This is a genomic window from Nocardia aobensis NBRC 100429, from assembly GCF_000308375.1.
Lineage (GTDB): Bacteria > Actinomycetota > Actinomycetes > Mycobacteriales > Mycobacteriaceae > Nocardia > Nocardia aobensis.
In genome coordinates this window covers 24992-51636 of the sequence record NZ_BAFQ01000044.1, presented here as the reverse complement: position 1 = coordinate 51636, position 26645 = coordinate 24992, and the positions used below count along the sequence as shown (strand labels likewise).

The window sequence follows — 26645 nt, the reverse complement described above, 5'->3', positions numbered from 1 at the left end:
CTCATGAGATTTCTTTCCCTTTCTGTTGCCCACCCGCCCGGCGGCAGGTGGGGCAGTTCTTGTGCGGTCGTGCGGTCAGTGCGAGTCGGCGTGCTCGGCGAGGCTGATGTACACAGCCGTCAACAGCGCGAACACGTAGGCCTGCAGGAAGATCACCAGAAGTTCGAAAAGGGTGAATCCGAATCCCGCGAGCAAGGAGAACGGCGAGAAGATCTTCATCCACGAAGCGGCGTCGAAGAGGAAGAACTGGGTGGCACTGAAGAACAGCACCAGCATGATGTGACCGGACAGCATGTTGGCCATGAGTCGGACGGTCAGCGTGAACGGACGCAGGATGAAGGTCGAGACGAACTCGATCGGAATCAGCAGCACGTGCAGCGCGACCGGAACATTCGGCACCACGACGGACGAGCGCATGTACCGCCAGAATCCGTACTTGCGGATACCGACGTAGTTGAACGTGATGTAGGCGATGGCCGCCAGCACGATCGGCATTCCGACACGCGCGTTCGAGGAAATGTTCAACAGCGGTATGACGCTGGAGAAGTTCAGGAACAGCACCGTGAAGAAGATCGTGGCGATCAGCGGGAAAAACCTGCGGCCGGTCTTCTTGCCCAGCACTTCATCGCAGATCTGCTCACGAACGAACAGCAGGCCGATCTCCGCGACGTTCTGCAGACCGCGGGGAACGAGGCGGGGACTGCGGAATGCGAGCAACATCACCGCAACCAATACCGCCACCATGATGAGGCGAACCATCATCAATCGGTCGATCTCGAAAGGTGTCCCCCCGAACAGCAGCGCATCAGGGAAGAAGTCTTGTAGCGAAGGCGCGTGGAACTCGCCCGCCAGAGTGGTGACGCTCAGCATTCTCTCCCGTGTTCGGCCACGAGACATGTTCCATCTCGCGGTTCGATCGGACATTGACGATCAGGTGGTCGACTCAGGTCGGCTCGAAGTTCGTCAGCAGCTGCGCGGGGAGACCCGCAGTGGCGTCTGTACGTCGGCGACATCGTCGACGGTGCAGGGCCGGAACTTCTCACCGAAGGACCGGCACGGCAGTAAGCATAACCTCTCGCACCGGCGACGATGCGGTCGGCCCCGTTGGTTCGGATGCTTACGGTAAAGAGTTTACCAAGCTATCTACGACAACGTGTAGGGGGTCTTGTTCACACGTTCGAACGATCTTGGTCGGCGGAGCCCGCCGGTGGGTCGATCACCGGAACACGTTGGCGCAGAAGTCCGTACGTCTCGGCTCCGAGAACAATCAGCAACGCCCCCACGACGGTCAGGAAAAGGGTGCCGGGGCTGTAGAAATCGAACTGGTGCAAGATCGCGACCACGATCATCACGACCAGAATTTTGCCGATCCAGCTCGCCAGCATCACCATGCCCTGAATGCCGGAATCCAATTTCGCGCTGAACAGCACGAGAGCGGCCGTGGTGAGAATGAAGAAACCACCGATCGCGGATCCGATGAGCGCGCCCCAGAAACCGGCCCAGCCCGCGACGATCGAGCCGGCGACGACCGAAACCACCACCAGCACGCACAATCCGGCGATGCCGTAACGCAGCGCTGCTCGTAGTGGCGCGTCGGGGTGCAATTCGGGTGCCGTGCTCACGTCGAGCCACTTTACCCGTTCCTTACTTGCGGCGACCGCGGAGCCCGACCACTTCACGCAACGATGGGACGGCCGTCACAACCAACGCGAAAACCAAACCGGCCGCGAACAGCAGAACCACCACCCGGCGATCCATCAAAGAGGTTCCCACGGCCGCGAATGCGAGCACGCCGACCCACAGATAGATCAACAACACCACGCGCCGATGCGAATGGCCGATCTGCAACAGACGGTGATGCAAATGCATTTTGTCGGGAGTGGAGAAACTCACACCCGCGCGCACGCGGCGCACGATTGCCAGCACCAGATCCAATACCGGAATGAACATCACCGCTCCCACCAGCAACAGCGGTGACAGCAGACCCACGATGTCGCGCGGCCCGTATCCGGTGAGCGGAATTCGGCCGGATGCGCCGGTGGAGACCGCGGCGAGCATCAGACCGATCAACATCGATCCGGAATCGCCCATGAATATTCGCGCCGGGTGGAAATTATGTGGCAGAAATCCCAGACATCCACCCGCCAGCGCGGCGGCCAGCAGGGCCGGTGGATAGCCGTCGGTCGCACCGCCCTGCTGATAGAGCAAACCGACGGTGAACACGAAGACGGCGGCGGCCGCGATCAGCCCCAGCCCGGCCGCGAGCCCGTCGAGACCGTCCACGAAGTTCATCGCGTTGATCATGGTGACGGTGATGGCCACCGTCACCACCCAGCCCTGCAACTGGTCGAGCACGACCGTGGTGTTGCTGAACGGGTTGTAGATGGCCACCCAGCTCAGGCCCATCACGGCCATCGCCCCGGCGGCCGAGATCTGGCCCACGAACTTCGTCAGCGCGTCCAGGCCCCAGCGGTCGTCGACGATGCCGACCAGGACGATCAGGGTGCCCGCGACCAGCACGGCCGGAATATCGCGCGGATAGTCGAAGCCGCGGCGCAGCGCCGGCAGCTGATGGGCGAACAGCACTGCGGCCAGCACACCCAGATAGATGCCGACGCCGCCCATGCGCGGAATCGGCTCGAGATGCACATCACGATCGCGGGGCACCGCGATGGCGCCGAAACCGATGGCCAGCACCCGAATTCCGCCGGTGGACAACATCGTCACCACCGCGGACACGAGCAGCACCAGAAGCAGCTCGCGCAGCGGGACGACCGCACCCTGACTGAAAACCATCTACCGGGCCGTCAGCGGGTGGTCTCGGGCGACAGTTCGTCCGGCGCCATACCCAGCACCTCGGCGACCTGGGCGACGGTCACCGCGCCGGCCCGCAGCACCCGCGGACGGTCGCCGGTCAGATCCACGATCGTGGAGGGCACGCCGTGTTCGGCCGGGCCGCCGTCCAGATACACGCCCACCTGGTTGCCCAGCTGGTGGCGCGCCTCGGTGACCGTCGTGGCGGGCGGCTGCCCGGAGACGTTCGCGCTCGACACGGCCATCGGGCCGACCTCGCGCAGCAGTTCCAGCGCGATCGGGTGCAGCGGCATGCGCAGCATCACCGTGCCGCGGGCGTCGCCGAGATCCCAGGCCAGCGAGGGCGCCTGCTGCACGACCAGGCTCAGCCCGCCCGGCCAGAAGGCACGGATCAGGTCGCGTGCCTGCGGCTGCACGGAGAAGACGAGTCCGTCGATGGTGTTCCATGAACCGACCAGCACCGGCACGGGCATGTCGCGCCCGCGCCGCTTGGCCGCCAGCAGGCCGGCCACGGCCGTGGAATCGAACGCGTCCGCGGCGATTCCGTAGACCGTATCGGTGGGGATGACGGCCAGCCGTCCGGATTTCAAGGTGGTCCGCGCGGCGGTCAATCCGGCGGCACGAGAATCGGGATCGGAGCAGTCGTAGACGGTACTCACGGCGGTGAGTCTATTGAATGTGTCTCTCGGCACGTTGCCCGGCTTCGCGCAAATTCTCGGCAATCGCGAGGGTCAGCGCACGCGGCGGGCGGCGACGAAGCGCGGCCGGCCGGCCAGATCCGGGTGTTCGACGATGTCGCAGAACCGGCCGTCTCCGGCGAACAGCTCCGCGACCTGCGGGCCGTGCGAATCGTCGTGTTCGACGGCGGCCACGCCCTCGGAGCGCAGCAGCCGCGCGATGGTGGCGACCATGGGGGCGATCACCCCGAGTCCGTCGGGGCCGCCGAACAGGGCGAGATGCGGATCGTGTTCGGCCACTTCGGGATCCAGCCGTGCGTCCGACGGGATGTAGGGCGGATTCGCGACGACGACGTCGACCCGGCCGTTGAGCTCGGCCAGTACCTGGGTGTCGGTGACATCGCCGGCATGCAGAACGATCGGCGTATCTCCTTGCGCGGCTTGGCGTTCGGCGTTGCGCTGCGCCCATTGCCTTGCGGTGGGGTCGATTTCGACGGCGTGGACCTCGGCGTCGGGACGGGCATTGGCGATCGCCAGGGCCAGGGCTCCCGATCCGGTGCACAGGTCGACCACGATCGGCGGGTGCTCGTGGCCGGCCGCCTCGAGCCGGGCCAGCGCCCACGCGAAGATCAGCTCGGTCTCCGGCCGCGGGACGAACACGCCCGGGCCCACCTCGAGGTCCACCTCACCCATCGACGCGGCGCCGGTCAGATGCTGGAGCGGTACCCGCTCGGCCCGGCGCGCCACCAGTTTGAGGAACCGTTCGAGTTGTTCCGGGGTGACCATCGGAACAAGGGCCAGCCGCGATCGCTCGACTTCGAGGACGAAGGCGGCCAGAAATTCCGCGTCGATCTGCGGGCTGTGCACCCCCGCCGCCGCGAGCGTGCGCGCGGCGTCGATGATCGCGGGACCTAGCGGCATTCGGTGCTGACCCGCCGCGCCGGGGGCCTCCTGCATCATTCCGCCGCGAGCCGGGCGGCGCGGTCGGCTTCGCCGAGAGCGTCCAGCAGCGCGTCCAGTTCTCCGTCCAGCACCGAGTCCAGATTGTGGGCCTTGAAGCCGATGCGGTGGTCGGTGATGCGGTTCTCGGGGAAGTTGTAGGTGCGGATGCGCTCCGAGCGGTCGACCGTGCGGATCTGCGACGCACGTCCGGCGGCGGCGTCGGCCTCGGCCTGTTCCTCGGCCAGGCTCTGCAACCGCGCCGAGAGCACCTGCATCGCGCGGATCTTGTTCTGCAGCTGCGAACGCTCGTTCTGGCAGGTCACGACGATGCCGGTCGGCAAATGGGTGATCCGGACCGCGGAGTCGGTGGTGTTGACGCCCTGGCCGCCCTTACCGGAGGAACGGTAGACGTCGATGCGCAGATCGGATTCGTCGATCTGGACCTGTTCGACCTCGTCGGGTTCGGGATAGATCAGCACGCCGGCCGCGGAGGTGTGGATGCGGCCCTGCGATTCGGTGACCGGCACGCGCTGCACGCGATGAACCCCACCCTCGAACTTCAGCCGGGACCAGACGCCGTCGCGGCTGGGCTCGCGGCTCTTGATCGAGAGCGTCGCCTCCTTGTATCCGCCCAGGTCGGACACGTTGGCGTCGAGGACCTCGACCTTCCAGCCGTGCCGTTCGGCGTAGCGGATGTACATGCGGGCCAGATCGGAGGCGAACAGGGCCGACTCCTCGCCGCCCTCCCCCGACTTCACCTCGAGTACGACATCGTCGCTGTCGTGCGGGTCGCGCGGGGCCAGTAGATCGGTCAGCGCCTTCGACAGCTCCTCGACCTGCTGTTCGAGCCCGGGGACCTCGGCCGCGAAGGACGCGTCGTCGGCGGCCAGCTCCCGGGCGGCGGCCAGATCGTCGCGCGCCGCGCTGAGTTTGGTGTAGGTCGACATGATCGGCGCCAATTCGGCGAACCGCTTACCGACGCGACGGGCCTCCCCCGGGTTGTTGTGCAACGCCGGATCCGACAGCTGTGTCTCCAGGCCGGCGTGTTCGGCGAGGATGTCGTCGATGGCGGAGGGGGCCGTGATCTTGTCGGCCATGGCGGTCATGCCTTCCGTGGGGAGCGTGCGAACACCTGTAAACGCACCAACGCCCGGCCTGCGCTGGGCAGGACGGGCGTTGGCGGGGTAGCTACTGGGCTTCCGAACTCTCGGACTGCTCGGCCTTCTTGGCGCGCTTGCCGTAGCGGGCCTCGAAGCGGGCGACGCGGCCGCCGGTGTCGAGGATCTTCTGCTTGCCCGTGTAGAACGGGTGGCACTGCGAGCAGACCTCGACGGTGATGTGGCCCGACTCCTTGGTGCTGTGAGTCTGGAAGGTGTTGCCGCAACCGCAGACAACGGTGGTCGGCACGTATGCCGGGTGAATTCCTGCCTTCATGGGTGTCCTCTCGATCTGGCCCCGGGTCGCCCGCGCGCACGGCGGTATCTGCCGTGCTGCCGTGATGGACGTGAACCGGAACCGACTAGGCGGGATGGTCTGCCGATCGCAGACGCACCGACGGTCCAGTATGCCAGAACCGCCGATACGCACTCACAACGCACCCCGTACCGCATTTGTTCCGGCATCGGCCACCCCGGACAGCGGCAGACCCCAAGGAAGTAGCGGCACGCGTCTTCGCGGTTCTCGAGCCACGCTGAAACGAGTAGTCGGCTACTCGGGAATATGAACACCTTTGTTCGTAGATTCGTTGCAGGAAGTAGACCCATGGCAATCGAACCGACGATCCGAGGGACAGCAGTGAATTTCCCCACCGCACGGGGGACGAGCAGGAGATCTCGAGCCCCGGACGCCGGACATACCCACCTCGGAGACCGCACCATCCGCCTGTTGCCGGGAAAGGGACATACCAAGGAAATCGGCGCCGCGACGACATTGGCCGCCCTGGCGGTCCTCGTCCTCGCCGGGTGGCTCACGGCCTCCGGTACCCCGCCCCGGGCCGCCGTCGTGACCCCCACCGGACCGGATCGGCCCTACGAATTCGCCGCGACCTCGGTCTCCACCGGATCCATCACCGGTGCCACCGCACTGATTCTGCTCGGGCTGATCGCCGGTGCCGCGGTCATCGGCCTGCTGTTCTACTCCCCTACTCCGCCCCGCCCCGGCAGACGGCGCGGGCATCGGCGTACACCTCTCCCGCAGACAGCAATGCGGCCCCGCCGAAGCGGGGCCGCATTATCGCGGGCCGAGCGGCACCTGCGGGTGCGCGCCGGGCGGACGTACTGCTCGTCGCCTATTCGTCCAAGGCGCCCGGTGCGGTCTTCGAGACCGTCATCAGGAATTCGACGTTGCTCTTCGACTTCTTCAAACGGTCGATGAGCAGGTCGATCGCCTGCTGCGAATCGAGGCCCGAGAGCACCCGGCGCAGCTTGTGGATGACCGCCATCTCGTCGGGCGACATCAGCAGCTCGTCGTGGCGGGTGCTGGACGGGTTGATGTCGACGGCCGGGAACACGCGCCGCTCGGCGATCTTGCGATCGAGCTTGAGCTCGGCGTTACCGGTGCCCTTGAACTCCTCGAAGATCACCGTGTCACCCGTGGAACCGGTCTCCACCATGGCGGTGGCGATGATGGTCAGCGAACCGCCGTTCTCGATGTTGCGGGCCGCGCCGAGGAACCGCTTGGGCGGGTACAGCGCGGTGGAATCCACACCACCGGACAGGATGCGACCCGAGGCCGGCGAGGAGTTGTTGTACGCACGACCCAGCCGGGTGATCGAGTCGAGCAGCACGACGACGTCCTGCCCCATCTCGACCAGGCGCTTGGCCCGCTCGATGGCGAGTTCGGCGACCGAGGTGTGATCGCTCGGCGGACGGTCGAACGTCGAGGCGATCACCTCGCCGCGCACCGAACGCTGCATATCGGTGACCTCTTCGGGACGCTCGTCCACCAGCACCACCATCAGGTAGCACTCCGGGTTGTTGGTGGCGATCGCGTTCGCGATGTCCTGCAGGATCGTGGTCTTACCCGCCTTCGGCGGCGACACGATCAGCGCGCGCTGGCCCTTACCGATCGGCATGATCAGGTCGATCACGCGGGTCGTGAGCTTGTTCGGCGTGGTCTCGAGCCGCAGCCGCTGGTTCGGGTACAGCGGGGTGAGCTTGTTGAATTCCGGCCGGCGGCGGGCGGATTCGACATCCGAGCCGTTGACCGTGTCCAGCCGCACCAGCGGATCGAACTTCTGGCGCTGATTGCCCTGTTCGCCCTCGCGCGGAGCACGCACCGCACCGGTGATCGCGTCACCACGGCGCAGGCCGTTCTTGCGCACCAGGTTCATCGACACGTAGACGTCGTTCTGGCCGGCCAGGTAGCCCGAGGTGCGCACGAACGCGTAGTTGTCGAGCACATCGAGGATGCCGGCGACCGGCTGCAGGACATCGTCCTCGCGGATCTCGACCTCGCGGCCGCCCTCCCCGCCCTCACGGTCACGTCCGCCGCGACGGCGCTCCCGGAATCGGCGGCCGCGGCGCCCGCGCCCACCTTCCTCGTCGTCCTCACCACGCTGGTCGCGGCCACGATCGCCACCGCGGGCGGCGCCGTTCTGGCCGGACTGGTTCTGGCCGCCGGACTGGTTGCGGTCGCGGCGACGATCGCCCGACTCCTGATCCGACTTGGCGTCGCTGCCTTCGGCCTTCGGTTCGGTCTTGGTCTCGGCGCGAGCCTCGCCACCGCGGTTCTCGCCGCGGTTGTCGCCGCCCTCACCACGCTGGTCGCGGCCACGACGCTGGCGGCCGCGGCCGCGCTGGCCACCGTCACGGCCGGACTCGTCACCCGAATCGGCCGGGCGCGCAGCCGATTCCGCGGTTTCCGCCTTGGCGGACGCGTTCTCGGTGCCGACGCCGTCGAGAGTCTGCTGCTGACCACGCGCGGCACCGTTGCGGGTGCCCTTCGACGCATCGTTCCGGGCGCGTCCCTTACCGGCGGACTCGGTGGTGTTCTCGGAGGTCTGAGGGGACTCGGCCTTCGCCGCGGCACCGGATTCGGTCGCGACATTCGACGCGGACTTCGCGGCGGGCTCGGCGCCCGCGTCCGCTTCGGCGGATTTCGCATCGCCCCGGCCACCACGCGCGGACTTGCCGGAGGAGGCCTGGTTTTCCTTGATGGCGGCGATGAGATCGCCCTTACGCATTCCGGATGTGCCTCGGATACCGAGCTCTCCGGCAAGCGCACGCAACTGCGGCAACAACATTCCAGTCAGCCCCGATCGTGCGACGTCGGTGTGTTCGCTCATCTTCGAAATCTGTCCGGAGTCACTTTCGCGGCCGTCCGAGGGATTTGCAGTGTCCACCCCGGGTGTCGCGAGCAGGTCCGTATCTGTCACGGAGATCCTTTCCTTCCCTCGATTGCCGTGTGCATATTCGAGGGTTCGTCCCGAAGCCCGATCACTGTGCCGAGCTCGGATGCCGTATCGCCTGCCCCGCCGGACCGATGGAATCACCCACCTGGTCACGGCCACCGGTTCATTGAGTGGGAGTGATCATTCCAGTCGCTGTCCCCGACGTCGAGGTCGAAGTCCCGAGTGATTCGAGCCCCCGAGCCACCGAGCTTGAGCAAGGAGCCTGCTGGAGCGATTGCCCTGATGAAGCACCGGCGTCTGACGCGCACGATGTACGGACGTGCTCAGGATAGCTCTGTCCGACCACGTCAGCAAGGCAGCCACGCCATCAGTCCACGCTCACACCCGCGGAAATGTCGGGTTCGACCACGCGCAGACCGTCCTCCTCGGCGAGTTTGCGCAGGTCGTCCGGAAATTCTCCGGCGCTCAGCGCCAGGATGGTCGGACCGGCGCCCGACACCATCGCGGCGAGTCCGGCGGTGCGCAGCCGGGTGATCCAGGCGGTGGTCAGCGGCAGCGCGGCGGCGCGATAGCCCTGGTGCAGGCGGTCCTGGGTCGCGGGCAGGAGCAGGTCGGGACGCTCGGTCAGGGCGACCACCGACAGCGCGGCGCGGCTGACGTTGAACGCGGCGTCGCCGTGCGGGACCATCTCCGGCAGCAGGCCGCGGGTGTGCGCGGTCGAGGAGCGCTCCTGCGGGATCAGCACCGTCGCGCGCAGCCGCGGGTGCGGTTCCAGCCGCACCGCACGGTAGACGCGCTGGTGGTGCTCGACGGAACTGCTCGCGTCGAGTTCGCCGGCGCGGTCGGATTCGGTCCACGACACCACGATGCCGCCAAGCACGCTCGCGGCCGCGTTGTCCGGATGGCCCTCGAATTCCGAAGCCAGCTGCACCAATTCGGCATCCGAACCCGTCAGCGCCGGGTCGAACTTCGCGGCCAGCCCACGCGCGGCGGCGAGTCCGCCGACCGCCGCCGAGGCCGACGATCCCAACCCTCGCGAATGCGGAATGACGTTGCGGCACACCACATCCAGCCCGTCGGCCCACACGCCCGCGGCTTCCAGGCCGCGTTCGATCGCGCGCACCACCAGATGTGAAGGGCCCCAAGGGACGTCGTCGGCGCCCTCACCCTCCACTCGGATGGTAAGCCCGGAATCGGTGGTACGTACCACGATTTCGTCGTACAACCCCAAAGCGATACCGAGCGAATCGAATCCGGGTCCCAGATTGGCGCTGGAGGCGGGCACCTTCGCGGTAACGGTGATACCGGGCGGGAGGGTCCGCGTCATCAACTGACCTTCGCGCGCACTCAACTCAGGCCAACTCGAGCTCGCGGGCCACCGCTACCGGATCCACCGCGATCGCCTCCACCGCGGGCATACCCAGCAGGGCGGTGTCCGGGTCCTTCAGGCCGTTGCCGGTGACGGTGCACACGACGGTGAGACCGGAATCGAGCCAGCCCTCCTTGCGCGCGGCCAGCAGACCGGCCACGCTGGCGGCCGAGGCGGGCTCGACGAAGACGCCCTCGGTGCCCGCGACCAGGCGATACGCCGCCAGGATCTCGTCGTCGGTAGCGGCCCGGAAGGCGCCACCGGACTGCTCCTGGGCGGCCACCGCGCTGTTCCAGGACGCGGGCGCGCCGATCCGGATCGCGGTGGCGATGGTTTCGGGGTCCTTCACCGGCGCACCGTTGACCAGCGGCGCGGCCCCGGCGGCCTGCACACCGAGCATGCGCGGGCGGCTCGCGGTGAGGCCGTCGGCGTGGTATTCGCTGTAGCCCTTCCAGTACGCGGTGATGTTGCCCGCGTTGCCGACCGGCAGGGCGTGCACGTCGGGGGCCTTGCCCAGCGCGTCGCAGATCTCGAAGGCCGCGGTCTTCTGCCCCTCGATGCGGGCCGGGTTGACCGAGTTCACGAGGCCGACCTCGGGGAAGTCCGAGGTGACCTTGCGGGCCAGCTCGAGGCAGTCGTCGAAATTGCCCTCGACCTGAATGATCTTGGCGCCGAGCATGACCGCCTGCGCGAGCTTGCCCATCGCGATCTTGCCCTGCGGGATCAGCACGGCGCAGTGCATGCCGGCCCGGGTGGCGTAGGCCGCCGCCGAGGCGGAGGTGTTACCCGTGGAGGCGCACAGCACCGCCTTCTGGCCGCGGGCCTTGGCGTCGGTCATCGCCATGGTCATACCGCGGTCCTTGAACGACCCGGTCGGGTTGAGGCCCTCGACCTTGAGATACACCTCGCAGCCGGTGAGCTCGGACAGGTGATGCGCGGGCACCAGCGGCGTGCCACCCTCGTAGAGGGTGACCGGCTCCCAGTCCGCGCCGACCGCCAGGCGCTCCCGATAGGCGGCGATCAGCCCCGGCCACGGAGTGTGCACGACCCCGGCCGACGGCGGCGCTCCTGTCTGACTCATTCCTCGGTGCCTTCCAATCTCAAGACGCTGGTCACGGATGTGACGGATTCCAGCTCGGCAAGTGCTGCCACGGTATCGGCCAGCGCCGACTCCGGCGCGTGGTGGGTGACCACGACCAGTCGGGCGCCCTCGTCGAATCCCTCCTGGCGGACCGTCGAGATGCTGACACCGTGTTCGGCGAATTTGCCGGACACCGCCTGCAGAACCCCGGTGCGGTCGGCAACCTGCAGGTTCACGTGATAGCGGGTCGGGATGTCGCCGATCGGCGCGATCGGCAGCTCAGCATAAACCGATTCACCCGGTGCGCGGCCACCGTAGAACTTGTTGCGGGCCGCCATCACCAGATCGCCCATCACCGCCGAGGCGGTCGGCGCGCCGCCCGCGCCCTGGCCGTAGAACATCAGCCGGCCGGCGTTCTCGGCCTCGACGACCACCGCGTTGAAGGCGCCGTTGACCGAGGACAGCGGATGCCGCCGCGGGATCAGCGCCGGGTACACGCGCACCGACACCCGGTCCTTACCGGCGGACGAGCTGCTCGCGTCACCCAGCGCGGCGACCGCCGATCCGTCCATCGACAGCCGCTCGCCGCCGGGCATCCGCTCGCAGATGGCCAGCAGCTTCACGGTGCAGCCGACCGCCGCCGCGGTCTCCAGATCCTCGGCGGTGATCTTCGAGATGCCCTCGCGGTAGACGTCGGCGGCGGTGACGCGGGTGTGGAAGGCCAGCGAGGCCAGGATCGCGGCCTTGGCGGCGGCGTCGTAGCCCTCGACATCGGCGGTGGGATCCGCTTCGGCGTAGCCCAGCCGGGTCGCCTCGGCGAGCGTGTCGGTGTAGTCGGCGCCGGTCTCGTCCATCGCCGAGAGAATGAAATTCGTTGTGCCGTTGACGATTCCGACCACCCGGTTCACCCGGTCGCCGGACATCGACTGGATCAGCGGGCGCACCACCGGAATGGCGCCGGCCACCGCGGCCTCGAAGTACAGGTCGGCGCGGCTGCCCTCGGCCGCCGCGGCCAGCTCACCGGTGTAGTCGGCCAGCAGCGCCTTGTTCGCGGTCACGACCGACTTGCCGCCGTTGAGCGCGGCCAGGATCAGCTTGCGAGCCGGGTCGATACCGCCCATCACCTCGACCACCAGGTCGACGTCGTCGCGAGCGACCAGCGCTTCGGCGTCGGTGGTCAGCAACTCGGCCGGAATGCCGCGGTCGACGTCGAGGCGCCGCACCGCGACGCCGCGCAGCACCACCGGGGCGCCCACCCGCGAGCGCAGGTCGTCGGCGTGCTCGCGCAGGATGCGCACCACCTCGGTGCCGACATTGCCCATGCCGAGCACCGCGACCCCGATGGGACGTTCGATTCCGAACGCACCGCCTCGGGGCCGGTTCGTCGCCTCGGTCATGAGTGCACCTCCGTCGCTTCCAGGCTCATCAGATCCGCCACCGTCTCACGGCGCAGCAGCAGCCGCGCCTGCCCGTCGCGGACCGCGACCACGGCCGGGCGGGTGAGCATGTTGTAGCGGCTGGCCATCGAATAGCAGTACGCGCCCGTGGCCGCGACCGCAACCAGGTCCCCCGGTCCGACGTCGGCCGGCATCCAGGTGTCGCGGATGACGATATCGCCGCTCTCACAATGCTTTCCGACCACACGGGCCACCACCGGGGCGGACTCGCTGGAGCGGGAGACCAGCCGGCAGTCGTAGTCGGCCTGATAGAGCGCGGGACGGATGTTGTCGCTCATCCCGCCGTCGACGCTGACGTAGCGGCGCTGCGCGCCGGCGTCGAGTGAGACGTCCTTGGTGGTGCCGACCTCGTAGAGGGTGACGGTGCCCGGTCCGGCGATCGCGCGGCCCGGCTCCACCGCGATGGTCGGGGTGGGCAGGCCGATCTGCGCCGCCTCCACCTCGACGAGGTCGCGCACCTTCGCGGCGAACTCGTCCAGCGGCGGCGGATCGTCGCTCGGCAGATACGAAATGCCGAGGCCGCCACCGAGATCCAGAATCGCGATCTGCTCGGTGCGCTCGACGCCGAACTTCTCGATCGCATCGCGCAGCAGTCGCAACATGCGCCGCGCGGAGATCTCGAAACCGTCGATGTCGAAGATCTGCGATCCGATATGGCTGTGCAGGCCGACCAGGCGCAGATTGTCCGCCTCGAAGACCCGGGCCAACGCCTCCATCGCATCGCCGCCGGCGATCGAGAAGCCGAACTTCTGATCCTCGTGCGCGGTCGAAATGTATTCGTGGGTATGTGCTTCCACGCCGACGGTGACGCGGACCAGCACGTCCTGCACCACGCCCGCGCGGGCGGCGACCGCCTCCAGGCGCTCGATCTCGATCAGTGAGTCGACGACGACGTGCCCGACACCCGCCGCCACGGCCTGCTCCAGTTCGGCGACCGATTTGTTGTTGCCGTGCAACGCGATTCGTTCGGCCGGGAAGCCGCCGTGCAGCGCCACCGCCAGCTCGCCGCCGGAGCACACGTCCAGGTGCAGGCCCTCGTCGCGCACCCAGCGCGCGATCTCGCCGCACAGAAATGCCTTGGAGGCGTAGTGAACTCGCGCGCCGGGACCGAAGGCCCGGACCATATCGCGGCAGCGGGAGCGGAAGTCGTCCTCGTCGACCACGAACAGCGGCGTGCCGAATTCGGCGGCGAGCTGCGTGACGGGCACACCGGCCAAGCGCACCACACCCGCGGCGTCGCGAGAGGCGTTGCGCGGCCACACCTTGTCGGGCAGGTCGATCATCTCGCGGGGGTCCGCGGGCCGCTCCGGCAGGTTGGGGGCGTGGGGGATCTCGGCGTGCCGAGGTCCCGCCGGATGCGCACTCACAATAATTCCTTCCTCACACGATCACCTGACCGACGGCGGTTCACATGCGCTCCGGGGCGGATACGCCCAGCAGCGCCAGACCGTTGGACAGCACCTGACGGGTGGCGTCGACCAGTTGCAGGCGGGCGGCGTTGACCGGCAGGACCGGGTCGTCGTTCTGCGGCAGGATCCGCAGCGTCTTGTTGGTCTGGAAGCGGTGGTAGGCGCCCGCCAGTTCCTCCAGATAACGGGCCACGCGGTGCGGTTCGCGCAGGCTCGCCGCACTCGCCACCACGGCCGGGAACTCGCCGAGGGTGCGGATCAGCTCGCCTTCCTCGTCGGCGACCAGCAGGCCGAGATCCGGTGTGACACCGGCGAATCCGAAGTCGGTGGCATTGCGGGCGACCGCGCAGGTGCGGGCGTGCGCGTACTGCACGTAGTAGACCGGATTCTCACTGCTCTGCTTGGTCCACAGATCCAGGTCGATATCGATGCTCGAGTTCACCGAACTACGCACCAGCACGTAGCGGGCGGCGTCGACGCCGATCGCCTCGACCAGATCGTCGAGGGTGACCACCGTGCCGGCGCGCTTGCTCATCCGCACCGCCACGCCGTCGCGCACCAGGTTCACCATCTGGCCGATCAGCACCTCGACGGTGTTCGGATCGTCGCCGAACGCGGCCGCCGCCGCCTTCAGCCGGCCGATGTAGCCGTGATGGTCGGCGCCGAGCATGTAGATGCAGAGGTCGAATCCGCGCGAGCGCTTGTTCTGGAAGTAGGCGATATCGCCACCGATATAGGCGGACTTGCCGTCGCTCTTGATGACGACGCGGTCCTTGTCGTCACCGTATTCGGTGCTGGCGATCCACCAGGCGCCGTCCTTCTCGTACAGATTGCCCGAGGCCTTGAGCTGGTCGAGCGCCTTCTCCACGGCGCCGGAGGCGAACAGCGAGCTCTCGTTGAAGTACACGTCGAAATCGGTGCCGAAATCGTGCAGGGTCTGCTTGATGTGGGCGAACATCAGCTCCACACCCTCGCGGCGGAACAGTTCGTGCCGCTCGTTCTCCGGCAGACTCGCCGCGTCCGGATGCGCCGCGGTGATCTGGCCCGCGATCTCGGAGATGTAGGCGCCGGCGTAGCCGTTCTCCGGGGTGGGCGCGCCGGTGGCGGCGGCGACCAGCGATTCGGCGAAGCGGTCGATCTGCGCGCCGTGGTCGTTGAAGTAGTACTCGCGGGTCACGTCCGCGCCCTGAGCGGCCAGAATGCGACCCAGCGCATCGCCGACCGAGGCCCAGCGGGTACCGCCCAGGTGGACCGGGCCGGTCGGATTGGCGGAGACGAACTCCAGGTTGATCTTGGTGCCGGTGAGCGCCTGCGCGGTGCCGTAGGCGGCACCCGCGGCGCGGATCTGCTCCACGATGGCGCCCTGGGCGGCCGCGGCGAGGCGGATGTTGAGGAAGCCCGGGCCGGCCACGTCGGCGGATTCGATGCCGTCGGTGGCGGCCAGCGCGTCGGCCAGCAGACCGGCCAGTTCGCGCGGGTTCATTCCGGCCTTCTTACCCACCTGCATGGCCACATTCGTGGCATAGTCTCCGTGTTCCGGATTACGGGGACGCTCCACCTTGACCTCGTCGGGCAGGACCGCAGGGTCGGATCCGCGTTCGACGAGCACCTTCGCCGCGGTCGCACGAAGGAGTTCTGCAAGGTCAGCTGGAGTCACGAGTCTCTATCCTATGGTCCGAGCGGGTGTGCGCCGTCAGCGGGCACCTGCTCGCCGCACCCGGCATCCGGCACCGGCGGCCCCGGCCGTCGTTCCGACACCGCGAGAACCACCGACGCACCCGAAGAGAGCGCCAACCGATGCCGAACACCAGCGCGAAATCAGCCAAGGCGATTCGTGCCGCCGCCAAATCCGCCCCCGGCGGGGCGTACAACGGCAATTCCAACCCGCCGAAGCACCGGCGTGTTCCCTGGGCGCTGGTCGGCGCGGTCGTGGTGATCGCCGTCCTGGTCGTCGCGCTGGTCGTCTACTTCGTCCCCAAGTCGCGCCACCACGCCGACAAGGACAAGGCTGTCCCGCCCACCGGCCAGATGGACGAACTCCCCGCCGGTATCCCCGGCATTCCCGCCATCCCCGGCATGCCGGGTGCGCCGATGCCGACGCGGTAGTGCCGTGACGCCGGACTGAATCCCTGCTCGAACCTGTCTTTTGGCGCACGCCGTGTGATGCGATACGCTTTCCCCGCCCGATCGGACGACGTAACCACTGGTGTCGACCGGGTCCGATCCCCGCCCTCGTAGCTCAGGGGATAGAGCGTCTGCCTCCGGAGCAGAAGGCCGCAGGTTCGAATCCTGCCGAGGGCACAGCACACCAGGTCCCGACCATCCGGTCGGGACCTTTTTCGTTTGTCGATTCGGGGGATGCTCGCGCGTCGGAGAGATGTACGGCCCGAACGAGGGCCGCGCCGACGAACGAAGGACATGCCATGACCACGACTCGAACCGACGACTCGGCCGCCATCGCGCAGATCTTGGCCGATCAGTACAAGGCCTGGGCGGCTGGGGACGCGGACGCTTTCGTCGCGGACTACGCCGAGGACGCCACGGTGATCATGCCGGGGACCTATCGGCGCAGCCGGGCGGAGATCCGGCAGGGTATGGCGGACGGGTTCGCGACCGTTCTCGCGAACTCGGCCGTCACCGACGACATCGGAGATATCCGGTTCCTCGGCGCCGACCACGCCGTTGTCGTCAGCAAGGCCGCGATCGCGTTCGCCGGCGAGACCGAAGTACCCGCCGACCGGTACGTGAACGCGACCTGGGTCATGCACCGGCGCGACGGCAAGTGGACGGTCGCCGCGTACCACAACAGTCCCGCCGTGGCGCGTTAGCGGCCCGCTACGCTGCTCACCCGAATCGGACGATCGACACCGCCCCCACGATCACGCAGTACGCCGCGAACGGCAGCAGGGTCCGGGTCCGGAAGTACCGTTCGAGGTAGCGGACGGCGAGCCAGGATGTCACGCCGGAGACGACGGCGCCGACGATGATCGGGCCCCAGATCACCTCTGCGCGTGGCGTTATCAGGTCCGGGAGGTCGACGATCCCGGCGCCGAAGATCGCGGGGGTGGCGAGGAGGAAGGCGAATTTGGCGGCGTGTTCGTGTTCGAGACCGCGCCAGAGACCGCCGACCATGGTGAGGCCGGCCCGGCTGAAGCCGGTGAGGAGGGCACCGGCTTGGGCCAGGCCGATGCCGACCGCGTCCCGGGAGTCGAGGGCCGCGAGGCGCCGGTCGGATTGCGGCAGGGAAAGTGTTGTCGCCGTGCGCCTCCGGCTGTTCGCCTGATTCAGGGCGAAGCGGCGGCCGTATTCGGCGAGGGTGGGCTCGTTGCGGCGACGCAGGCCTTCGCCGACGACCAGCACCACGCCGTTGACGGTCAGGAAGGCCGCGGCGCACAAGGGAGCGGCGAAGACGTCGTGCAGCGGATGTTCCAGCAGCGGACCGAGAATCGCGACCGGCACGGTCGCGATCACGATCAGCCAGGCCAGCCGTTGCGGCACGGTATCCAGCCGCCTGGTCCGCACCATCTCGACGAATCCGGCGGCGATCGCGCACCAGTCCCGCCAGTAGTAGATCACCAGCGCGACCGCCGTCGCCACGTGCAGAGCGACGACGAATGCCAGATAGGTTGCGGCCGAATCGGTTCCACCCTGTCCGGGCAACGCTCCCCATCTACCTCCGAGCCAGGCCGCCACGAGAACCGAATGTCCGAGACTGGAGATCGGGAACAGCTCGGTGAAGCCCTGCACCGCGCCGATGACCATCGCTTGAAAATAGGTGAGCATCGCGACGAGTCTCGCACGGCAGTCATAGAGGTTGCTGTGAGTAGAATCTCGGTTAAGTCACTGCGTGGCAACATGTTTCGAATAGTCCCAAATGCCCGGAGTTGATCTTGGTCACTCACCGTTGCGCCCGCACACTCCGAAAGGTCGACGCCACGAGCAAGGTCAGCACCGCGATCCCGGCCGCCGCGGCGAAGGCGGTCGTGATACCGGAGACGAGCACGTGCACGGCCGATCCGGACGCGGCCCGCACGGCGGTGCCGAATACCGTGACCAGTACCGCCAGCCCCAGCGCGGCGCCGGTCTGCTGCAGCGTCTGCAACGCGCCGCCCGCCGCACCGGCCTCCTCGGGCGCCACATTCGCCATGATGATCACGTTCAGCGGCGAGAAGGCCAGGCCGATACCGCATCCCATCAACAGCGTCGCCACCGCGAGCAGCGGGAAGTAACCGGTATCGGTATCGAGCAGGGTGAGCAGCGCCAGCCCGGCGATCATCGCGGACGTGCCCACCAGCGTCACCGGTTTGGGACCGAAGCGCGGCAGCAGGCGCGGAATCAGCCGGATCATCGCGAACATCGTCACCGCGGTCGGCAGGAAGGCGAAACCCGTTGCCAGCGCGCTCATTCCCCGCACTTCCTGCAGATACTGGGTGAGGAAGAAGAACATCGAGGTCCCCGCCATCGGCCCCAGGAACATGTTGGCGTACGCGGCGGCCCGATTGCGGTCGGCGAACAGGTGCAGTGGCAGCAGCGGTTGTGCGGCCTGGCGTTCGATCAGCAGGAATGCGATCAGTGCGAGCACGCCGGCCGCCAGCGACACATCGGTCGTCACATCGTCCCAGCCGTGCGCCGCGGCGCTGATGAAGCCGTAGACCAGCGCGGCCACCGCACCCGTCGCGGTCACCGCTCCGGGCAGGTCGAGATGAGCGCGACGGCGCGGCGCGTCGGGTAGGTACCGTGCCGCCAGCAGTGCCACGGCCAGTCCGAACGGCACGTTGATGAACAGCACCGAGCGCCAGCTCAGCCACTGGGTCAGCAGTCCACCCAGGATCAGCCCGATCGCGAATCCCGCACTGGACATTCCGGAGAACAGCGCCAGCACCCGGACCCGCATCTTCGGATCGGCGAAGGTGGTGGTCAGCAGGGCGAGAGTGTTCGGACCGGCCATCGCACCACCGAGGCCCTGCACGATGCGAGCGACGATCAGCCAGGCGGCCGACGGCGCCAGCCCGCCGCCGAGGGAAGCGAGGGTGAAGAGCACGGTTCCGAGGATGAAGATGCGCCGGCGTCCGAACAGGTCGCCGGCCCGGCCGCCGAGCAGCAGCAGCCCGCCGAAGACCAGGGTGTAGGCGTTCATCACCCAGGACAGGCCGGTGGCACTGAAGTGCAGATCGTGCTGGATGCGGGGCAGTGCCACGTTCATCACGGTGATGTCGAGCACGATCATCAACTGGCAGGTCAGCAGTGTGGCCAGCACGATGCCGGAGCGCAGCCGCCCGGGCGGTGCGCCGACCTGCGGTGACGAGGAAATCGTGGAGGTAGTCAAGGAGGCTCCATCGGATTGCGGAACTAAACGGAGAATGTCTCCGTTTCCAATGGAGATAGCATATGGAGAAGTTCTCCGGTTACGCAAGACTAAGCGGAGAGTTCATCCGTTTCCACTGGAGGAATCGTGAGCGCACCGTCGACACAGGGGTCCGGGCGCGCGGCGCCGCCGCGTCCGATGCGCGCGGATGCGCGGCGCAACTACGAGCGCATACTCGCGTGCGCGCGGGAGGCGTTCGCCGAATTCGGCCCGGAGGCGCCCCTGGACGAGGTGGCGCGCCGAGCCGCGGTGGGACCGGGCACCCTCTATCGCCACTTTCCCAACCGGGACGCGCTCATCGAGGCGGTCTATCGCTCGAGTATCGAGGCATTGGCCGAACTCGCCGCCGAGCTGACCGAAACCCTCTCCCCCCTCGACGCGCTGGAGCAGTGGTTCCGCGCCCAGGTGCGATTCGTGATGGACAAACGCAGTCTGGCGGTGACCCTCAAGGCCGCCATCGACCGCGGATCGCAGACCTTCTTGCTGTGTTCGAATCTGATCACCGACGCCGCGACGGCGGTCCTGCAACCCGCCCAGGACGCCGGCCTGATCCGCCCGGAAATCGAACCGCGCGATCTGTTGCGCCTGGGCCACGGTATCGGCGTCGCGTGCGAAACCTCACCCGATGCGGCAGAACGGCTGATCACGGTGACCCTCGCCGGGCTGCGCACCATCGGCTGAGCCGATATTCGATTGCCCGCCGAGACCGGTGGCCGTAGCCTCGCTCCGTTTTCCGTTCATCCATTCGGAAGGAGTGAACACGTGCAACCACTGACCGAACGCGAGATCCGCTCGTCGTTCGTCAACTGTTCCAAGGGCGATGCCAAACGCATGCCGGTCCCCCGGGATCTCGACACGCGACCATGGGAGGACCTGGACTTCTTCGGCTGGAACGACCGGTCGATGCCGGGTCGCGCGTATCTGGTGACCCCGCAGGACGATCGGCTGGTCGGCGTGGCACTGCGCTACGAGACGGGCGGATCCGGCCGGGCCCAGCTCTGCTCGATCTGCCTGACCACGCACACCGGTACCGGGGTGTCGCTGCTCACCGCGCACAAGGTCGGCGAATCCGGGCGGCGCGGTAACTCGATCGGCATCTACATGTGCACCGATCTGGCCTGTTCGCTGTACGCGCGCAACAAGAAGCGCCCCGCGCTGGGCAACCGCTACCGCGAGGATCTGACCGACGAGGAGAAGGCCGAACGGGTGCGCACCAACCTGCGCGCATTCGTCGAGCGCCTCTACAGCTGACCGAACACCGACAGCGTCCACCCGATCGAACGGAGGTAGATGCCGTGCGCCGACACTCGAGGACCGCACCGCAGCCCTGATGCCCCGAGCCCGCGCCGCCGGACTCGGGGCATTGTCATATCTGCTCGTCATATCTCCTCCCGGCTCGTCTCGCCGGGACCCGTCTCATCTCGGCACCGACACCAGATACCGCTGCACCGTCGCGCCGATCTCCGCGACGATCTCCTCGGCCGTCAACGCCACCACCGGTGGCAGGCGCAATACATAGCGGCACACCGCCAGTCCCAGAATCTGCGTGACCACCAATCCGGCTCGCCGCGGCGCGTCCGCGGGGTCGCCGACGCGGGTCACCATCGGCATCAGCTGTTCGGCGAAGACGCGTTGAAACCGTTGCGCCACAGTCTCGTCCGACACCGAAGAACGCAACAGGGTCAGCAGCAGTTCGTTACCCGGTGGCGTCTCCCACAGTTCCAGGAAGCGCCGGGCGACCGTCGCACCCAGCTCGTCCTCGGCCACCGCGGCCAGATCCGGCAGGGCGAGATCGACGTCGAGCGCCGCGTCGAACAGGCCGTCCTTGTTGCCGTAGTACCGCATCACCATCGACGGATCGATGCCGGCGTCGGCGGCGATCGCCCGGATGGTCGCCTTGGCATATCCCTCGCGGGCGAAATGCCGGCGAGCCGCCTCCAGAATCGCCGCGCGAGTGGCGTCCGAGCGGCGCGGCGCAGTCTCTTCACTCATGCCCACAACCGTAGGCCAACAACTGTTGACTTTCCATCCTCCCAGTTTTATTCTGATGTCAACAGCCGTTGGCCAACATACGTTGGCAAACCTGAGGGAGTAGTCATGAGCAGCACCGTTCCCGCCACCGCCGCAGTCGTCATCGTCGGCGCCGGACCCGCCGGACTGACCGCCGCGATCGCACTCGCCGATGCCGGCGCCGACGTGGTTCTGCTGGATCGACTGACCGCCGGGGCGAACACGTCCCGCGCCGCGGTCGTCCATGCCCGCACGTTGGAGGTCCTCGACGAGATGGGCATCGCCACGACCCTGCACGACCTGGGACTCGAGGTGCCGCGCTTCGTCATGTACGAAGGCGCCGACCGGTTGACCACCATCGGCTTCTCCGACCTGCCGACACCGTTCCCCTACACGCTGATGATCGGCCAGGAGACGACCGAGGCGGTCCTGCTCGACCGGCTGCAGCGGGCGGGCGGAACGGTCGTGCGCCCCGTGGAGGTCACCGCGGTGATACCGGGCGAGGAATTCGTCACCGTCGAATTCACCGATGCCACAGGGCAATCCGGATCGATCCGCGCCGAGTACGTGATCGGCGCGGACGGGATGCACAGCCGGGTCCGCGAGGCGGCGGGAATCGGCTTCACCGGCGCCACCTATCCGGAATCGTTCGTCCTGGCCGATGTGCGGATGGACTGGCCCGCCTCGCGCGACGAGGTATCGCTGCACGTCTCGCCCGAGGGCATCGTGGTGGTCGCACCCCTGCCGGACACCGACCACGATCGTTTCCGCGTCGTCGCCACCGTCGCCGAGGCGCCCGAACATCCCACCCGCGCGCAGGTGCAAGCGCTGCTGGATGCCCGCTGCCCCGGCGCCACGGTGCGAGAGGTGCTGTGGAGCTCACGTTTCCGCGTGCACCACCGGGTGGCCGACCGCTATCGCGCCGGGCGGATCCTGCTGGCCGGCGATGCCGCACATGTGCACAGCCCGGCCGGTGGGCAGGGAATGAACACCGGGATCCAGGATGCGGCCCTGCTGGGCACGCTGCTGGCCCGGGTCCTGGGCGGCGAACCCGACGCGCTGCTCGACGACTACGAGCGCACCCGCCGCCCGGTCGCGCTGGACGTGGTGGCCTTCACCGATCGCATGACCCGGATGGCGACGCTGCGCCCGCGACCGGCCCGCATGCTGCGCAACACCGCGATCCGCCTCGTCACCCGCATCCCGGCGGTGCGCACGGCGCTGGCCTACCGGCTCGCCGAACTCGCCAACCGGTGAAAAACGCTCAGGCGCAGGCCAATCCGAACTCCGCGGTCGCGGTCCGGCCGGCCACCACATCGACCTTCTCGGCGGGGCCGGTGGCCAGCCGGCATCCCATCGGCACCGACGTCACCTGAACCTGATAGCAGTCGGCGGCCACATCCTGGTGGGCCTTGCCGTCCCGGCCGGTGGTCAGAGTCGCCAGCACCGATCCGGCCTGACACGTGGTGATGCCCGCGGCGAGTCCGGCGGCGGCGTACTTCTCGGGACCGTGGGTGGCCACCACCTCGATCGTGCCGTTGGTGCCGTGGTCGGCTGCCGCGGGCGCGGACGCGGGCGCCGATGTCTTCGCCGGTGCGCGGTCGGCCTCGGCGGAGCAGGCGAGCGCGGGTAGTACGGCGGCACACAACGTCATCGCGAACAGTATGCGGCGCACCTGGTCTCCTCTCACCGGACGGATATCGCTCTCACTGTAGGCGACCGAGCCCGCCGGACCGGCGCACGAACGCGGCGATCCGGCCTGGCGATTCGGTCCCGGTGAGCGGGACCGGGTTTGGCGAATCGCGAGTCTCGCGCGGTAGACGGAACTACCGTCGTCGCAGCCGAACGCAGTTCCCCGAAAGGATCCGGCATGAAATTGATGTACGCCCTCTGGGGGCCGGATCTCGCGGACACCCTGCACGCGCCGGAGTTCCACCGGCGGCTGGCCGCCGCGGGGGCGACCGAACTCCAGGTCAACATCGGCGACGCCGACGTCGCGGCCGCACAACTGCGGGTGAGCACCTACGACGAACCCGTCGCGGCGATCGTCGGCGTCTGGAGCGAGGGACAGAACGGGCCGATCACCGATGTGCTCGGTGGCGTGGCCGAGCGGATCAACGGCTGGATCGTGGACGAACGCGAACCGCTCACCACCGCGCGGCCCCCGGACGGAACCCGCTACGAGGCGCTGGCCAATATCGCGCTGCTGCGAATTCCGCAGGAGCTGACCCGCGCCGAATGGCTGCGCAATTGGCAGGACCGGCATACCACCGTGGCCATCGAAACCCAGGCCACCTTCGGTTACGTGCAGAACACCGTGGTCGCGGCGGTCACTCCGGGGCCGCGGGTGGACGCGCTGGTCGAGGAACTCTTCCCGATGGACGCGATGACCGACCAGCACGCGTTCTGGGGCAGCGGCGGTGACGACGCGGAGTTGCAGCGCCGCGCCGGTCGCATGATGGCCAGCGTCGCGACCTTCGGCGCCGACCGCGATCTCGACGTCATTCCGACCAGCAGGTACCGCTACGACCTGACCGCCTCGTAGCGGATCAGAGCAGCCCCGCCTCGCGCATCAACGCCTCGACTCGATCGGGGTCGAGTTCGCTCGGATTCACGCGCGGCGGGTCCAGCGAATCCAGCGGCGGCAGCGCCGGATCGGCGGGGACACCCGCGGCCACCGGATACTCCATGGCCGCACCGCCGCTGAGCAGACGCTGCCCGGCTGCGGCCGTCACGAATCGCACGAACCGCTGGGCCTCGGCGGCGTGCCGGCTCGACTTCAGCACCCCCGCACCGGACAGCGAGAGGTATCCGCCCGGGTCCCCGCCGCGGAAATAGTGCGGCGTCGAGGGACCGATGAGCCGCTCGGGTGCGGGCTGGTCGCGGTACCAGTCGGTGGCGAAGACCAGCGCGCCGCCGACCCCTCCCGCACCGACCGCCTTCAGTGCCGCGAAGCCGTTGGGCGCGTCGGTGGCGTTGTCCTTCACCCCGTGCAGCCACGCGCGCGTGGCGTTCTCGCCGTCGAGTGCCAGCAATGCCGCGACGATCGCCTGGAAGTCCGCGCCGTGCGAATCGGCGGTCCAGCGGCCGTGCCATCGTGGCTGTTGCAGGTCCAGCAAGCCGGCGGGCAGTTCGGCGGGCGGGATCTTCCCCGGGTGGAAGACGAATGCGGTCGACCGCGCGGCGATTCCGGTCCACTGCCCCGAACTCGGACGGAACTGTTCGGGCACCTGCGCGAGGGTGGCGGGGTCGAGGCCGGCGAACAGACCGGCGCGCTCCATCCGGGCCATCGCCGGTGAATTCTCGGTGAGAACCACATCGGCCGGCGATCGGTCGCCCTCGGCCAGCACCTGATCGGCGACTTCGGCGTCGGCGCCGTCGCGCAACGTCACCCGGATTCCGGTCTGCTCGGTGAAGGCGTCGGCCCACTGCCGGGTCAGACGCTGATCATGCGAGTTGTAGACCACGATCTCCGGCTCGTCCGAGGACGCCGAACACGCGGTGATCATGGCCGAGGCGGCCAGCGCCACCACGCCGAGCACGAGTTTCCACCGACGTTCGTGCTGCTGCGCCGCTGCCATGGACCGTCCTTCCGATCGGATACTGCGCCGAGGCGACCGGCTAGCCAACCTACCCGGTGAGCCGACGGCACGACACACGGTATGGCGTCGGCCTGGGTAGGGTCGGCCGTGGATCGGTACCGACCACCCACGAGGGAGCGACGATGACCTGTTGCGGGCCGAATCGCCGCCGCCTGCTCGCGGCCCTGGCCGCCGCGGCCGCCACACCGGTCGTGCTTCCGATTTCGGCTCGGGCACAGGCGAATTCACTGCGTGCGACGGATCTGGAGGTGGTCACGCTCACCGACACGTCGGCGATCATCACCTGGACGACACTCGCCGCCGATGCGTCGGGAGCATCGGTCCCGGTCGCGGCCGGCACCGAGATCCGCTTGGCCCCTGCGGATTCCGCCGGTCCCGCCCGGCCGGTGCCCGTGACCGGCGCCGATCGGACGCCGTATCACTACGCCCAGATCGACGGCCTGGAGCCGGGACGGCGATATCGATTCGAGGCGTGGTCGGACGGGGTGCGGGCGGTACCGGCCCCGGAGTTGGTCACTCATCTGCCCGGCGCACCCGAATGTAGCGGTGAATTCACCACTCTCGTCGCTCCCCCGGGCCGGTTGCTGCGCACCCTCGCGCTCTGCAACGACGTGCACATCGGTGAGGAGACCAGCGGCATCATCGCCGCAGGGCTGCCGCCGGGCGTGCGACAGGAACCGGGACTGCCGCCGTACCCCGAGGTGATGCTGGCGGCATTGCTCGACGATCTGCGCCGGCCGGATCGCGGCGCCGACCATCTGATCCTGGCCGGTGATCTGACCGCGGAAGCCACCTCCGAGCAGACCCGGGCGGTGCGAAATCGGCTGGACGCCTGGGGAATCGAGGGTCGGGACTGGTTCGCCGCACGCGGCAATCACGACCGTCCCCATCCCGGCGCCGACTACGCCGGCTGTCCGGCGGTGGCGGCCGACCACTACGACTGCTGGGGCGAATCCTTCGTTCCCCCGGCACAATCGACCGAACATCGGCTCGGCGGGTTGCGGCTGATCGGACTCGACACCACCGAACTGGACGGCTCCGGGGGCAGTATCGGTCCCGAGCAATTCGATCGCCTGCGCGAATCGCTGCGTCGCGATCCCGACCGGCCGACGGTCGTCTTCGGACACCATCCGGTCACCGCGGAATCGGGACTGACCAATATCGCCGGCCCGAATTTCGTGCTGAATCGATCGGACGCGCTCACCCTGCAGCAGCTGTATCAATCGACACCGGGGGTGTTCTTCCACCATGCGGGCCATACCCACCGCAATCGCCGCACCCGCCCCGACATCCCGCTCCGGGTGGAATTCCTGGAAGTGGGCGCGGTGAAGGAGTATCCGGGCGGCTACACCCTGCTGCGCCTCTACGAGGGCGGTTACATGGTCAATTTCTACAAAACCCGCACCCCGGACGCGCGGCGGTGGAGCACCCGCAGCCGGGCCGAATATCTCGGACTGATGCCCGAGTACACGCTCGGAAACACCGCCGATCGCAACCATGTTGTCCTCGGTGATCTTTCGGGACTGTCCTGAATCACCGATCCGGCGACTCCCGGACCGCAGCGTGGG

25 protein-coding genes and 1 tRNA gene are annotated in these 26645 nt (G+C 68.0%); 8 read left to right on the top strand and 18 right to left on the bottom strand.

What is annotated here, in order from left to right; all coding sequences use genetic code 11:
* Positions 1 to 75 precede the first annotated feature (75 nt).
* The 13 genes from atpB to argS all read right to left on the bottom strand — a co-directional run bounded on the left by atpB (position 76) and on the right by argS (position 15757).
* Positions 76 to 897, bottom strand: a complete 822-nt coding sequence (atpB, locus tag RJ03_RS05855) for a F0F1 ATP synthase subunit A (RefSeq protein ID WP_223273948.1) — start codon at positions 895 to 897, stop codon at positions 76 to 78.
* A gap of 272 nt (positions 898 to 1169) precedes the next feature.
* Positions 1170 to 1622, bottom strand: a complete 453-nt coding sequence (locus RJ03_RS05850) for a Cg1360 family ATP-synthase-associated protein (RefSeq protein WP_030518281.1) — start codon at positions 1620 to 1622, stop codon at positions 1170 to 1172.
* A 22-nt stretch (positions 1623 to 1644) separates the two neighbouring features.
* Positions 1645 to 2796 (bottom strand): MraY family glycosyltransferase, encoded by a 1152-nt coding sequence (locus RJ03_RS05845; RefSeq protein WP_030518282.1) that lies wholly within the window; start codon positions 2794 to 2796, stop codon positions 1645 to 1647.
* Positions 2797 to 2807: 11 nt separating this feature from the next.
* Positions 2808 to 3473 carry an L-threonylcarbamoyladenylate synthase gene (locus RJ03_RS05840; protein WP_036498542.1) on the bottom strand — a complete coding sequence of 222 codons (666 nt, stop codon included), beginning with the start codon at positions 3471 to 3473 and terminating at the stop codon, positions 2808 to 2810.
* A gap of 72 nt (positions 3474 to 3545) precedes the next feature.
* Complete coding sequence (gene prmC, locus RJ03_RS05835; protein WP_086007197.1) at positions 3546 to 4412, bottom strand: peptide chain release factor N(5)-glutamine methyltransferase; 867 nt, start codon at positions 4410 to 4412, stop codon at positions 3546 to 3548.
* Between the two features lie 35 nt (positions 4413 to 4447).
* Positions 4448 to 5530: a peptide chain release factor 1 gene (prfA, locus tag RJ03_RS05830; RefSeq protein ID WP_036498560.1), complete on the bottom strand. Its 1083-nt coding sequence runs from the start codon at positions 5528 to 5530 to the stop codon at positions 4448 to 4450.
* A 91-nt stretch (positions 5531 to 5621) separates the two neighbouring features.
* Positions 5622 to 5867: a 50S ribosomal protein L31 gene (rpmE, locus tag RJ03_RS05825; protein WP_036498540.1), complete on the bottom strand. Its 246-nt coding sequence runs from the start codon at positions 5865 to 5867 to the stop codon at positions 5622 to 5624.
* 853 nt (positions 5868 to 6720) lie between these two features.
* Positions 6721 to 8676 carry a transcription termination factor Rho gene (gene rho, locus RJ03_RS05820; RefSeq protein WP_051024362.1) on the bottom strand — a complete coding sequence of 652 codons (1956 nt, stop codon included), beginning with the start codon at positions 8674 to 8676 and terminating at the stop codon, positions 6721 to 6723.
* A 475-nt stretch (positions 8677 to 9151) separates the two neighbouring features.
* A complete protein-coding gene (thrB, locus tag RJ03_RS05815; protein WP_036498558.1) occupies positions 9152 to 10111 on the bottom strand; it encodes a homoserine kinase in 960 nt (319 codons plus the stop codon).
* A 25-nt stretch (positions 10112 to 10136) separates the two neighbouring features.
* Positions 10137 to 11234: a threonine synthase gene (gene thrC, locus RJ03_RS05810; RefSeq protein ID WP_036498535.1), complete on the bottom strand. Its 1098-nt coding sequence runs from the start codon at positions 11232 to 11234 to the stop codon at positions 10137 to 10139.
* The gene (locus tag RJ03_RS05805; RefSeq protein ID WP_051024360.1) at positions 11231 to 12631 is read right to left on the bottom strand and encodes a homoserine dehydrogenase; all 1401 of its coding nucleotides are present in this window, start codon (positions 12629 to 12631) and stop codon (positions 11231 to 11233) included. The genes thrC and RJ03_RS05805 overlap by 4 nt, the downstream gene beginning before the upstream one ends.
* Positions 12628 to 14058 (bottom strand): diaminopimelate decarboxylase, encoded by a 1431-nt coding sequence (lysA, locus tag RJ03_RS05800; protein ID WP_036498534.1) that lies wholly within the window; start codon positions 14056 to 14058, stop codon positions 12628 to 12630. Before lysA ends, RJ03_RS05805 begins: the two co-directional genes overlap by 4 nt.
* 40 nt (positions 14059 to 14098) lie before the next feature.
* Positions 14099 to 15757, bottom strand: a complete 1659-nt coding sequence (gene argS, locus RJ03_RS05795) for an arginine--tRNA ligase (protein ID WP_036498532.1) — start codon at positions 15755 to 15757, stop codon at positions 14099 to 14101.
* Positions 15758 to 15897: 140 nt separating this feature from the next.
* Between argS and RJ03_RS05790 the strand changes: the two genes are divergently transcribed.
* From RJ03_RS05790 to RJ03_RS05780, 3 genes are all read left to right on the top strand, one after another.
* Positions 15898 to 16206 carry a hypothetical protein gene (locus RJ03_RS05790; protein ID WP_036498530.1) on the top strand — a complete coding sequence of 103 codons (309 nt, stop codon included), beginning with the start codon at positions 15898 to 15900 and terminating at the stop codon, positions 16204 to 16206.
* 122 nt (positions 16207 to 16328) lie between these two features.
* A tRNA-Arg gene (locus tag RJ03_RS05785) sits at positions 16329 to 16401 on the top strand.
* 122 nt (positions 16402 to 16523) lie between these two features.
* On the top strand, positions 16524 to 16928 hold the full coding sequence (locus RJ03_RS05780; RefSeq protein ID WP_036498528.1) for an SgcJ/EcaC family oxidoreductase: 405 nt from the start codon (positions 16524 to 16526) through the stop codon (positions 16926 to 16928).
* 16 nt (positions 16929 to 16944) lie between these two features.
* On the opposite strand, the gene RJ03_RS05775 is transcribed toward RJ03_RS05780, so the two are convergent.
* Both RJ03_RS05775 and RJ03_RS05770 read right to left on the bottom strand, forming a co-directional pair.
* Positions 16945 to 17883 carry an undecaprenyl-diphosphate phosphatase gene (locus RJ03_RS05775; protein WP_036498526.1) on the bottom strand — a complete coding sequence of 313 codons (939 nt, stop codon included), beginning with the start codon at positions 17881 to 17883 and terminating at the stop codon, positions 16945 to 16947.
* Positions 17884 to 17998: 115 nt separating this feature from the next.
* Positions 17999 to 19426: an MFS transporter gene (locus RJ03_RS05770; RefSeq protein WP_036498524.1), complete on the bottom strand. Its 1428-nt coding sequence runs from the start codon at positions 19424 to 19426 to the stop codon at positions 17999 to 18001.
* Between the two features lie 126 nt (positions 19427 to 19552).
* Between RJ03_RS05770 and RJ03_RS05765 the strand changes: the two genes are divergently transcribed.
* Both RJ03_RS05765 and RJ03_RS05760 read left to right on the top strand, forming a co-directional pair.
* Complete coding sequence (locus RJ03_RS05765) at positions 19553 to 20146, top strand: TetR/AcrR family transcriptional regulator (RefSeq protein WP_232329274.1); 594 nt, start codon at positions 19553 to 19555, stop codon at positions 20144 to 20146.
* A gap of 81 nt (positions 20147 to 20227) precedes the next feature.
* Positions 20228 to 20716: an FBP domain-containing protein gene (locus RJ03_RS05760; RefSeq protein ID WP_036498520.1), complete on the top strand. Its 489-nt coding sequence runs from the start codon at positions 20228 to 20230 to the stop codon at positions 20714 to 20716.
* Between the two features lie 165 nt (positions 20717 to 20881).
* On the opposite strand, the gene RJ03_RS05755 is transcribed toward RJ03_RS05760, so the two are convergent.
* Positions 20882 to 21457, bottom strand: coding sequence for a TetR/AcrR family transcriptional regulator (locus RJ03_RS05755; protein ID WP_174372263.1), 576 nt, complete (start codon positions 21455 to 21457; stop codon positions 20882 to 20884).
* Between the two features lie 105 nt (positions 21458 to 21562).
* On the opposite strand from RJ03_RS05755, the gene RJ03_RS05750 reads away from it, so the two are divergent.
* Complete coding sequence (locus RJ03_RS05750) at positions 21563 to 22732, top strand: FAD-dependent oxidoreductase (protein ID WP_036498518.1); 1170 nt, start codon at positions 21563 to 21565, stop codon at positions 22730 to 22732.
* A 7-nt stretch (positions 22733 to 22739) separates the two neighbouring features.
* On the opposite strand, the gene RJ03_RS05745 is transcribed toward RJ03_RS05750, so the two are convergent.
* Positions 22740 to 23150, bottom strand: a complete 411-nt coding sequence (locus RJ03_RS05745) for a hypothetical protein (RefSeq protein ID WP_036498516.1) — start codon at positions 23148 to 23150, stop codon at positions 22740 to 22742.
* A gap of 195 nt (positions 23151 to 23345) precedes the next feature.
* Here RJ03_RS05745 and RJ03_RS05740 point away from each other — a divergent pair, with 195 nt between their 5' ends.
* A complete protein-coding gene (locus RJ03_RS05740; protein ID WP_036498514.1) occupies positions 23346 to 24020 on the top strand; it encodes an EthD domain-containing protein in 675 nt (224 codons plus the stop codon).
* Positions 24021 to 24024: 4 nt separating this feature from the next.
* Here RJ03_RS05740 and RJ03_RS05735 read toward each other — a convergent pair whose 3' ends face one another.
* Positions 24025 to 25056: an extracellular solute-binding protein gene (locus RJ03_RS05735; protein WP_036498512.1), complete on the bottom strand. Its 1032-nt coding sequence runs from the start codon at positions 25054 to 25056 to the stop codon at positions 24025 to 24027.
* Positions 25057 to 25199: 143 nt separating this feature from the next.
* Between RJ03_RS05735 and RJ03_RS05730 the strand changes: the two genes are divergently transcribed.
* Positions 25200 to 26609: a metallophosphoesterase gene (locus RJ03_RS05730; RefSeq protein WP_036498510.1), complete on the top strand. Its 1410-nt coding sequence runs from the start codon at positions 25200 to 25202 to the stop codon at positions 26607 to 26609.
* Positions 26610 to 26645: the final 36 nt, after the last annotated feature.